2 protein-coding genes are annotated in these 2,238 nt (G+C 61.7%); both read right to left on the bottom strand.

The window, feature by feature from the left end; translation table 11 throughout:
* Window positions 1–105 precede the first annotated feature (105 nt).
* Window positions 106–1,104 carry a Bug family tripartite tricarboxylate transporter substrate binding protein gene (locus tag AC5JJ6_RS10595; RefSeq protein WP_496042003.1) on the bottom strand — a complete coding sequence of 333 codons (999 nt, stop codon included), beginning with the start codon at window positions 1,102–1,104 and terminating at the stop codon, window positions 106–108.
* A 25-nt stretch (window positions 1,105–1,129) separates the two neighbouring features.
* Window positions 1,130–1,855 (bottom strand): SDR family NAD(P)-dependent oxidoreductase, encoded by a 726-nt coding sequence (locus AC5JJ6_RS10590; protein ID WP_496042002.1) that lies wholly within the window; start codon window positions 1,853–1,855, stop codon window positions 1,130–1,132.
* Window positions 1,856–2,238 lie beyond the last annotated feature (383 nt).

Genomic DNA, 2,238 nt, shown 5'->3' with positions numbered 1-2,238 from the left:
ATCAGGGAATCATAAGCGATTCCAATGCCTCAAGCTTTTTCCGGACGGACACTTATCCGCCAAGGCCTTTCCCAACAAGCTGCCCCGAGATCTGACAAAGCCCGATCAGTCAACTGAAATGCCCGCCTTTTCAATCAGAGAAGCCCACTTCGTCAAATCCGTCTTGATAACCTCAGCAAAGTGCTCCGGCGTATCGCCGACCGGTTCCGCCCCCTGCTCAAGCAGCCTCTCCTTGACTGTCGGCACGCCTAAAATGGCGACGATCTCGCTGTTCAGCCGATCAATGATCTCCTTGGGCGTTCCGGATGGCGCCAGAACACCAAACCAGGGTGTCGCCTCATATCCTGGCAGGCCAGCCTCGGCGATCGTCGGCACTTCCGGCAGGATCGGCGTGCGGGCCGCCGATGTCACGCCGAGCGCCATCAGCTTGCCAGCTTTGATCTGCGGCAGCGAGGAGGGCAGATTGTCGAACATGATCATCAACGGCACCTGGCCGCTGATCATGTCGACTACGGCCGGTCCACTGCCTTTGTAGGGAATGTGCTCGATGTTGGTTTCGGTCATCGCCTTGAACATCTCACCGGACAGGTGGATCGAGGAGCCGTTGCCCGAGGAGGCGAAGTTCAGCTTGCCGGAGTTCGCTTTGGCGTAGGAGATCAGTTCCGCCACCGTGTGGAAAGGTGCGGATGGATGGGCGACCAGAACGTTCGGTACGACCGCTACGATCGACACCGGGGCGAAATCGCGCACCGGATCGTAGGGCATGCGCTTGTAGATCGAAGAATTGATGGCGTGGGTGCCGATTGTGCCCATGACCAGGGTGTAGCCGTCGGGTGCCGCTTTGGCAACAACCGCCGTGCCGGTGTTGCCGCCCGCGCCCGCACGGTTGTCGATCACGATCTGCTGGCCAAGCCGCTTGCTCAACTCCTCGCCGACGATGCGGGCCAGAATGTCCGTCGTGCCACCGGCCGAGAACGGCACGATCATCGTCACCGGTCGCTCTGGGTAGACCGCGTGTGCCGGCGCCGCGACCATGAGCGCCAGACCCAGCGCCAGGGCAGTAAAACGGCCGAAACGCCGCGCAATGTAATGATGCATAGTCATTTTGCCTCCCCTGTGATCCGCTGCCTTAGAGCGGGGCGGTACCAAGCGTGGTTCCGCCACAGACATAGAGCACCTGCCCGGTGATGAACCCGCTCTCGGGGGCCAGGAAGAACATGACGGCCCGTGCCACGTCTTCCGGCGTACCAAACCGCCCGACCAGAATGCTGTCCATGATACGGCGGGTCTGCGGACTGTCGGCCGGGTTGCTCTGCATGAACAGGTCGGTCGCGATCGGCCCGGGCGCGACTGCGTTGACAGTGATCCTATGCTCTCCCAGCTCCATGGCCCAGGTCCGCGTGAAGCCGAGCAGACCGGCTTTGGTCGCCGAGTAGACGCTGCGCTCGGGCTTTCCCAGAACTGCCCGTGTCGACACGTTGACGATCCGACCGTGACGGTTCTTCTTCATTGCCGGAAGTACCGCCTGGGTCAGAATCAGGCTCGTCGACAGGTGCAGCCTGACGACATGGTCGAGATCCGCGAGGGTCGCCGCCTCGACACGGCCGGGGCGGGTGGAGCCGGCGTTGTTGACCAGCTCGGTGATGGCATACTGGTTCGTGACGGCCTCGGCGGCATTGCGCGTCGCCAGTGTGTCGGTCAAGTCTACCTGGTGGAAATGCAGCCGCTGATGCTCGACACGGGGCGGCTGAATGTCGAAGTTGACGACACGTGCGTCCTCAGCGAGCAAGCTGCGGCAAAGCGCTTCGCCAATCCCTGCACTGCCCCCGGTGACCAGACAGACCCTTTCTGGCATTACCTCTCCTTCCTGACGAAGCGAAAGCAACACGATGTCTCAACAGTCACGAACTCCAGGTCGTTTCATGTTTGAAGTGAGGCTGGGGAATGGATTGACGCCCAACGGCAACCATCACGCTCCAAGCGGTCCGCACGAGGCGCGCGGTCCATCGATCTTCTAACTGGTTCTGTAATGCAGTTCCGGGATATGCAGGATCCCTGAGAAGCGGTTGCTGGTGATGAGCGTGACTGAGCTGGAGATTGACGAGGCGATCCGGGAGGCGTGGACGATCCTGTATGCCGAACCAGCGGCCTCACCGTCGGCGCGCCGGCTGGCAGCAGCGCTGCTGGCGATAACCGGGGGCACACCAGCCCATCCGCACTGGGTGACCCCCAATGACC

Source organism: Skermanella sp. (assembly GCF_059503625.1).
Note: the sequence above shows the minus strand (reverse complement) of the source record. Positions and strands in the feature narration are given on the sequence as shown.